Source organism: Bacillus sp. LR_5 (assembly GCF_042709275.1).
In genome coordinates, this window is record NZ_JAVAXX010000277.1 from 1 (window position 1) to 8,301 (window position 8,301).

The window sequence follows — 8,301 nt, forward strand, 5'->3', positions numbered from 1 at the left end:
CGTACCTTTAATACATTATTCATGATTTTTTCATAAAGAGGAGAAGGATATTCGAACTAAAAATATCCTTACTGAAGTTAAGCGTTGATTTTCATTCTTTCATCTGCTAACATATTATCATATTAGCGAACTAAAGGATTCGGAATTTTCCTTCATAAGATAACAGCGGAGGTGCTCGGGTTGATGTTTATGTTTGAAAAACCGCACGGCATGAGAGATGCACTGCCCGGTTTATACGAAACGAAAAAAAAGGTGAGACGATCGTTAACCGATTTGATTGATAAATGGGGATATCAATTTATGGAAACGCCGACACTGGAGTTTTACGATACGGTTGGCGTCCAGTCAGCAATTGAAGAGCAGCAGCTGTTTAAGCTACTTGATCAGGACGGCAAGACATTGGTGCTTCGCCCGGATATGACGGGGCCGATTGCAAGGGTGGCGGCATCGAAGCTTTTGAAACACGGTCATCCGCTAAGAGTCGGCTATGCGGCAAATGTATTCAGGGCTCAGGAGCGTGAAGGCGGACGTCCGGCTGAGTTCGAGCAGGTTGGAGTGGAGTTAATCGGTGACGGCACGACGAGCGCGGATGCGGAGGTCATTGCTTTAGTCGTCGGGGCATTGAAAAACGCTGGGCTGGCATCCTTTAAAATTGCCATCGGCCATGCCGGCATTGCGGATGCTTTGTTTGTTGAGGTGCTCGGAAACGTTGAACGAGCTGATGTGCTGCGGAGGTTCTTATATGAAAAGAACTACGTCGGTTACAGAGAGCATGTCAAGTCTCTCCCGCTTTCCTCCATTGATAAAAGCAGGCTGCTTGAGCTCCTTGAACTGCGGGGCGGTATAGAAGTATGCGGACGTGCCGAGGAAATCGTCGATTCTGCGCAAGGAAAAAGCGTGGTTGATGAGCTGAAGGCGCTGTGGGACATTCTTGAGGATTACGGATGTACGGAAAATGTCCGCCTGGATCTGAATATGGTCAGCCACATGAGCTATTACACAGGGATTTTATTTGAAGTGTACGCCGAGAATGTCGGTTTTGTCATTGGAAGCGGCGGCCGTTACAACAAGCTGTTGGGCCATTTTGATTCACCTGCACCGGCAACAGGCTTCGGGCTTCGGATCGACCGGCTGATTGAAGCCCTTCATATGAAGGACGAACCTTGTGAAATAGACGCTGTTATTTTCAGCAAAGAGCAGCGGGCGCAAGCCATCGCTTATGCGAATGAAGAACGCATGAAAGGGAACAAAGTGGTTCTTCAAGATTTATCGGGAATAGAAAATATCGATCAGATGACAAAATCTTTTGCAAACGTCACTTATTTTATCGGTGCCAGAAAGGAAGAGCAAAATGGGTAAGTTACTCACAATGGCGATGCCAAAGGGCCGGATATTTGAAGAAGCGGCAGGGCTGCTGAGGCAGGCAGGCTACAGGCTCCCTGAGGAGTTTGAAGATTCGAGAAAACTGATCATCGATGTGCCGGAGGAAAATCTTCGTTTCATATTAGCGAAGCCGATGGACGTAACCACGTATGTGGAGCATGGCGTGGCAGACGTCGGAATTGCGGGCAAGGATGTCATGCTGGAGGAGGAACGCGACGTGTATGAGGTACTGGATTTAAACATCAGCAAATGCCACTTAGCTGTCGCCGGACTTCCGAATACAGACTGGAGCGGAGTGGCGCCAAGAATCGCGACAAAGTATCCGAATGTGGCTTCCAGTTATTTCAGAGAGCAGGGAGAACAAGTCGAGATTATTAAGCTCAACGGTTCAATTGAACTGGCTCCGCTCATTGGGCTTGCAGATCGGATAGTGGACATTGTTTCCACAGGACAGACGCTGAAAGAAAATGGGCTTGTTGAAACGGAGCACATTTGTGACATTACCTCTCGCTTTATTGTCAACCCGGTAAGCTATCGCATGAAAGACGATGTGATTGACGAAATGGCATCCCGCCTATCTCTCGTTGTGGAAGGAGAGACGGCAAAATGAAGATCAAAACCATCAGCGGAGCGGAACGGCTTTCTCTCAAGCGTTCCATCGATGCCGGAACGGAAGAGCAAAGAAAGACGGTCCGGTCCATTATTGAAGATGTTAAAGCAAACGGTGATCAGGCGGTTCGCAGCTACACGGCGAAATTTGACGGCATCGAAATAGACAGCCCGCTGGTCACAAAAGAAGAATTTGAGGAGGCATACACCTCACTGGATTCACGTCTTCTTCAGGTGATTAGGCAGGCAATCGAAAATATTAGGGAATATCACGAAAGACAGCTGCAATCCTCCTGGTTTTATCACAGAAAGGACGGCACAATGCTGGGGCAGAAAGTGACGGCGCTGGATTCCGCCGGTGTATATGTGCCGGGGGGAACGGCCGCATATCCTTCATCTGTTTTGATGAATGTGATTCCGGCGCTCGTAGCGGGCGTTGAAAGAATCGTTCTCGTCACGCCTCCGGGAAAAGACGGTCTGCTGTCTCCTGGAGTTTTGGTTGCAGCAGCCGAGCTGGGCATAAAAGATATTTACAAAATGGGCGGCGCTCAGGCGATTGCGGCGTTAGCATACGGAACAGAAACCATTGAGCCGGTGGATAAAATCACGGGTCCGGGCAACATTTATGTCGCGCTTGCCAAACGAGAAGTGTTCGGCGATGTCGATATCGATATGATTGCCGGACCGAGTGAAATCGTCGTGCTGGCTGATGAAACAGCGATTCCGAGCGAAATTGCAGCCGATCTGCTGTCACAGGCGGAACACGATAAGCTCAGCTCATGTGTGTTTGTCACAGATTCCATGGCGCTGGCCGAGACGGTTTCAGCCGAGGTGAATAAGCAGCTGGAAACCTTGCCGCGAAGAGAAATAGCGGAAGCTTCAGTGAGAGATTACGGTTGTATATATGTGGTGGAAACAATGGTAGAAGCGATTGAGACTGTCAATACACTCGCGCCAGAGCATTTAGAAATCATAACACAGTCTCCGGAAGCTTTGCTTGGCAGTATCAAACATGCGGGTGCAATTTTCTTAGGCAGATACAGCCCTGAGCCTGTCGGTGATTATTTTGCCGGACCGAACCATGTGCTTCCGACAAACGGAACAGCCAGATTTTCAAGTCCATTAAACGTAACTGATTTTCAAAAGAAATCGAGCATTATTTCTTACAGTCAATCAGCCTTTGAAGAACATGCCGAAAGCATCGCGGCTTTTGCCAGACTGGAAGGGTTAGAAGCCCATGCCAGATCAATTGAAGCGAGAGAACGGAGGATTTCTAAATGAGAAAAGCGGAACGCGTCAGGAAAACAAACGAAACAGATATTGAGCTGGCATTTACAATAGACGGCGGAGGACAAGCGGATATTAAAACAGATGTGCCGTTTATGACACATATGTTGGATTTATTCACGAAACACGGCCAATTTGATCTTTCCATTAACGCAAAAGGCGATGTTGATATAGATGATCACCACACGACTGAAGATATCGGCATCTGCTTAGGGCAGGCGCTGCTCGAAGCGTTAGGCGATAAAAAAGGAATCAAACGCTACGGATCGGCGTTTGTGCCGATGGATGAGGCACTTGCTCAAGTTGTGATTGATTTAAGCAACCGGCCGCACTTAGAAATGCGCGCTGACTTCCCGGCTGCTAAAGTCGGAACTTTCGATACGGAGCTTGTACATGAATTTTTGTGGAAGCTGGCGCTCGAAGCTCGAATGAACCTGCACGTCATCGTTCATTATGGCACAAACACCCACCACATGATTGAAGCCGTTTTTAAAGCACTGGGACGTGCGCTTGATGAAGCGACAACGATCGATCCGCGAGTTAAAGGAATACCGTCAACGAAAGGGATGCTGTAAATGATCGGCGTGATAGATTACGGAATGGGGAATTTATACAGTGTCTCAAAGGCGCTTGAACGTGTCGGCGTGCCGTATTTTGTTTCTGAAAAGCCGGAGGAGCTGAAAGAAGCTGATGCCTTCATTTTGCCGGGAGTTGGTTCATTTGGAGACGCGATGGACAATTTGCGCTACACGAAGCTTGATCAATTGATTCACGATATGGTCTCAGAGGGAAGGCTGCTTCTCGGGATCTGCCTCGGCATGCAGCTTTTATTTGAAGAAAGCGAAGAAAACGGCACCGCTTCAGGACTCGGGCTGTTAAAAGGAAAAGCAGTCAGGCTGAAAGCAGAAGATGAAAAAGGAAACAAGCTGAAGGTTCCGCATATGGGCTGGAACCTCCTTTCCTTTCATAACGAATCTCCGCTGCTGTCTGAAACAGAACAAGGCTACGCTTACTTCGTTCATTCCTATTACATTGACGGGATGGAGGAGAACGCGCTTCTGGCAAGCGCCGATTATGGTGTACGAGTGCCTGCTGTAGTCGGAAAAAGAAACGTCTTCGGCGCCCAATTTCATCCGGAAAAAAGCAGCACGGTCGGAATGTCTATTTTAACTCAATTTACGAAAATGGCAGCAGAACAGAAGGTGAAAAAATGAGTGCTTTTACATTATATCCGGCAATTGATATGAGAAACGGCAAATGTGTCCGCCTTGTTCAAGGGGATTATAATAAGGAAACGATATATGGCGATTCACCGTACGACATGGCTGAGTTATTTGCGAAAGAGGGTGCCGAATGGATCCATCTCGTTGATCTCGACGGGGCCAAAGAAGGGAAAAGAGTGAATGACCGCCATGTGATTGAGATTGCGCAAAAGCTGAACCTAAAAGTCGAAATCGGCGGCGGGATCCGTTCCGAAAAAGACGTCTGCGAATATTTATCAGCAGGAGTCGATCGGGTAATTCTCGGAAGCTCAGCAGTTTCTAACCCTCCGTTTGTCAAAAAAATGCTGAAACAATATGGCGAGAAAATTGCAATCGGACTGGATGCGAGAAACGGTTTTGTTTCAACAGAGGGATGGCTGGAAACATCAACCCTTAAGGCAACCGAACTAGGCAAGGAGCTTGCCAATGAAGGTGCGGAAGTCTTTATTTTTACTGACATCGCGACAGACGGAATGCTGTCAGGCCCCAATGTTAAAAGCACGGTCGAGCTTGCTAAGGAAACGGGGAAATCGGTGATCGCTTCCGGCGGAGTCAGCTCCGTCGCGGATCTCGAAGCTCTCGCCCGCTATGAGGCGGACGGCGTCTCTGGAGCGATCATCGGAAAAGCGCTGTATACCAATCAGTTTACGCTGTGTGAGGCGCTTGAAAGGGTGAAGCGCAAATGATCACAAAACGGATTATTCCATGCCTTGATGTCAAAGAAGGACGCGTTGTCAAAGGAATTCAATTTCTCGAATTGAAGGATGCCGGTGACCCAGTTGAACTGGCGGAAGTGTACGACCGGGAAGGCGCGGATGAACTCGTTTTTCTTGATATTTCTGCCTCGCATGAAGGACGCAAAACGATGGTTGACGTTGTGGAGCAGGTTGCCGCGAAGCTTGCCATTCCGTTTACAGTCGGCGGCGGCATCAATCAGCTCAGTGATATGAAAACGATACTGCGTGCCGGAGCGGACAAAGTGTCGGTGAACACGGCAGCTGTTCTCCGCCCTGAGCTGATTGCAGAAGGAGCCGAGTTTTTCGGTTCGCAATGCATCGTTCTTGCCATTGATGCCAAGTATGACAAAGAATCTGACACATATAAGGTCTATACGCACGGCGGCAGAAAGAAAACAGATTGGGAGGTCACCGCGTGGGCAAAAGAAGGCGTCAAACGCGGGGCAGGAGAAATATTGCTGACAAGCATGGACTCTGACGGTGAGAAAAAAGGCTTCGACCACACGCTGACAAAGCTTGTTTCCGAAGCTGTCCCCGTCCCTGTTATCGCCTCGGGAGGCGCGGGAAACGCACAGCATATGCTTGAGGCTTTTACAAAAGGAAAAGCTGACGCCGCGCTGGCCGCCTCAATTTTTCATTATAAAGAAACATCGATTAAAGAAGTGAAATCATACTTGAAAGAATACGGGGTGAATGTGAGATGAAACAGGCAGATGAACTGCGTTTTAACGAGGACGGATTAATTCCTGCCATCGTGCAGGATGCGGCAAGCAAAGAAGTGCTGACCCTTGCGTATATGAACAAGGAATCGTACGAAAAAACGCTGGAAACGAAGGAAACATGGTTTTACAGCCGCTCACGCCAAGCGTTATGGCATAAAGGAGAAACCTCAGGGAACACGCAAGCCGTCAAAGGTATCCGGTATGACTGCGATCAAGACGCGCTGCTCGTACTCGTAGAACCGTCAGGCCCGGCATGCCACACTGGCAGCTACAGCTGTTTTACAAAGGAACAAGCAGAAGAACAGGCCGCGGGCCGATTCGGCATCATGAACGAACTGGAGCGGGTGATCGCGGAACGCCAAGCGGAAATGCCTGAAGGAGCTTACACCACGTACCTCTTCCGTGAAGGCGTCGATAAGATTTTGAAAAAAGTCGGAGAAGAAGCATCCGAAGTCATCATCGCCGCGAAAAACCGGGATCATGAGGAACTCAAATGGGAAGCGGCAGACCTGCTGTATCACCTGCTTGTCCTGCTCAGAGAACAAGCCTTGCCGCTGGATGATGTGCTTGACGTATTGAAAAAACGCCATTCTGAGAAAGAAGAGTAAAGAGCCGTATGTTACGGCTCTTTTTGTTTTATGAAATTTTGAGATGATTAAAGCAAATTAGTTCGTTTTCCTACTTAATCAAATTCCTCCATAATGTAACATGGAAAAGAATAATATAATCACCCTTTGAACAGGGACTGATCGCATTATTTATAGAGAAAAAATAGAATATAATTCTCGAAAAAAATCCGTGGAGGTTCGTCATGAAAAAGATCATCTTTATTTGCTTCAGCTTATTACTCGCCCTGATAGAAGGATGCAGTATGAATGACAATGATAAGAACAACTCAAACGAACATAAAACAGAAGCCGTAAAACCAAAAGACATGAATCCAAAAGACCTGCCGCAAGTTCCGGCATTTCAGGACGAGAAAACGAGAGAGTATATGGTGTCAACGAAAGAAGAGGAGCCGGGGTATTATTTGCTTGAGTCTAAGCTGAATGGATTTAGGATGTTGTTTCCAGAGGATGCGGAGTATTCCGACTCTGAAACTTCAAAGACATACGAGTCACTATTTTTTGATAGCTTTAATAAAAAAACGAATATAGTAATGAATGCTTCAGTAAAGTTCTATCAAAATGAATCTTTTATAAACGAACCGGAGAATATGTTGGATATTATTAGCGGTAAAAATGAATACAAAGGTAATTTTGAGAAATTAGAAACGAAGGATAAAGATATTTACTTTGCCTCAAAACAAGAAAACTTTGACAAAAAAGAGAAACCATCTTATATCTTCCTTGGTTATATAAAATCGAAAAAACAAGATTATTTAGGGATGGAATATTCTTTTATGTTTAGCTGCTCCGCCAATGCAAATACATGTAAACAAAACCCGAAAGACAATGAAGAAAAAGTTAAAAAAATAATAAACTCTGCTAACTTTGGTGATATGTAAAGGGAAATACGAAGAAAGAGAGATATCTGCTCAAAGAAAAAGGCTTTTGATGATATAGAGGGAAAGAATAGTTTTTCTTATAGAGAATTAAGGGAAATAGAGTATTCGTTTCGATTCACCTACTATAAAGATGAAGAGGTTAAGTAAGAGCCGTATGATAAACGATTTTATGAAAAAAGAAATAGGTATTTTGATGTGTTTGTGGTGTTTTGCTTGATTTGTTAGTGAAAGGAGATCAAAACCAAGTCGGATTTCCTATTTATCCAAATTCCACCATGATGTAACATAGAAAAGGATAAAATAATCACGTATTAACCAGGTCAATAGGATTATTTTCGGTATGAAAATAGAATTCTATTCTCACAAAACCCTTGGAGGTTCGTAATGAAAAAGATCATATGTATTTGCTTTAGCTTATTACTTGCCCTGACAGGAGGATGCAGTATGCAAGACAATGATAAAAACACCACAAATGACAATAAAACAGAAGCCGTAAAACCAAAAGAAATGGATCCAAAAGACCTGCCGCAAGTTCCGGCGTTTCAAGATGAAAAAACGAGAGAGTACATGGTGTCAACGAAAGAAGAGGAGCCAGGGTATTATTTGCTTGAATCTAAGCTGAAAGGGTTTAGGATGTTGTTTCCGGAGGATGGGGAGTATGTACCTGATCTTTCAAGTAAAGGTGATAATGAGGAAACAATAGTATTTGATAGTTTCAATAAAAAAACTAACATTCAATATTACGGGCAATTAGAATATAATCAAGAAAAAAGTTTTGCGAATTACAAGGCTAC

At 45.6% G+C, this 8,301-nt stretch carries 9 protein-coding genes and 1 pseudogene; all 10 read left to right on the top strand.

From position 1 onward, the window contains the following. Positions 1–183: 183 nt before the first annotated feature. Positions 184–1,359, top strand: a complete 1,176-nt coding sequence (locus tag RAC86_RS31490) for an ATP phosphoribosyltransferase regulatory subunit (protein ID WP_377886419.1) — start codon at positions 184–186, stop codon at positions 1,357–1,359. Continuing rightward, on the top strand, positions 1,352–1,993 hold the full coding sequence (hisG, locus tag RAC86_RS31495; protein WP_009968235.1) for an ATP phosphoribosyltransferase: 642 nt from the start codon (positions 1,352–1,354) through the stop codon (positions 1,991–1,993). The genes RAC86_RS31490 and hisG overlap by 8 nt, the downstream gene beginning before the upstream one ends. Continuing rightward, positions 1,990–3,273, top strand: a complete 1,284-nt coding sequence (gene hisD, locus RAC86_RS31500; protein WP_377886421.1) for a histidinol dehydrogenase — start codon at positions 1,990–1,992, stop codon at positions 3,271–3,273. Before hisG ends, hisD begins: the two co-directional genes overlap by 4 nt. Beyond that, positions 3,270–3,854, top strand: coding sequence for an imidazoleglycerol-phosphate dehydratase HisB (gene hisB, locus RAC86_RS31505; protein WP_003243389.1), 585 nt, complete (start codon positions 3,270–3,272; stop codon positions 3,852–3,854). The genes hisD and hisB overlap by 4 nt, the downstream gene beginning before the upstream one ends. Further along, positions 3,855–4,493 carry an imidazole glycerol phosphate synthase subunit HisH gene (gene hisH, locus RAC86_RS31510; RefSeq protein WP_015714779.1) on the top strand — a complete coding sequence of 213 codons (639 nt, stop codon included), beginning with the start codon at positions 3,855–3,857 and terminating at the stop codon, positions 4,491–4,493. Then, entirely contained in the window at positions 4,490–5,227 is a 738-nt protein-coding gene (gene hisA, locus RAC86_RS31515) for a 1-(5-phosphoribosyl)-5-[(5-phosphoribosylamino)methylideneamino]imidazole-4-carboxamide isomerase (RefSeq protein ID WP_377886422.1), read from the top strand. The genes hisH and hisA overlap by 4 nt, the downstream gene beginning before the upstream one ends. Beyond that, complete coding sequence (hisF, locus tag RAC86_RS31520; RefSeq protein ID WP_015714777.1) at positions 5,224–5,982, top strand: imidazole glycerol phosphate synthase subunit HisF; 759 nt, start codon at positions 5,224–5,226, stop codon at positions 5,980–5,982. The genes hisA and hisF overlap by 4 nt, the downstream gene beginning before the upstream one ends. Continuing rightward, positions 5,979–6,608 carry a bifunctional phosphoribosyl-AMP cyclohydrolase/phosphoribosyl-ATP diphosphatase HisIE gene (gene hisIE / locus RAC86_RS31525; RefSeq protein ID WP_042975259.1) on the top strand — a complete coding sequence of 210 codons (630 nt, stop codon included), beginning with the start codon at positions 5,979–5,981 and terminating at the stop codon, positions 6,606–6,608. Before hisF ends, hisIE begins: the two co-directional genes overlap by 4 nt. A gap of 203 nt (positions 6,609–6,811) precedes the next feature. Then, on the top strand, positions 6,812–7,507 hold the full coding sequence (locus RAC86_RS31530; protein WP_377886424.1) for a lipoprotein YvcA: 696 nt from the start codon (positions 6,812–6,814) through the stop codon (positions 7,505–7,507). 384 nt (positions 7,508–7,891) lie between these two features. Beyond that, positions 7,892–8,301: pseudogene (locus RAC86_RS31535) on the top strand (lipoprotein YvcA); the annotation flags it as partial.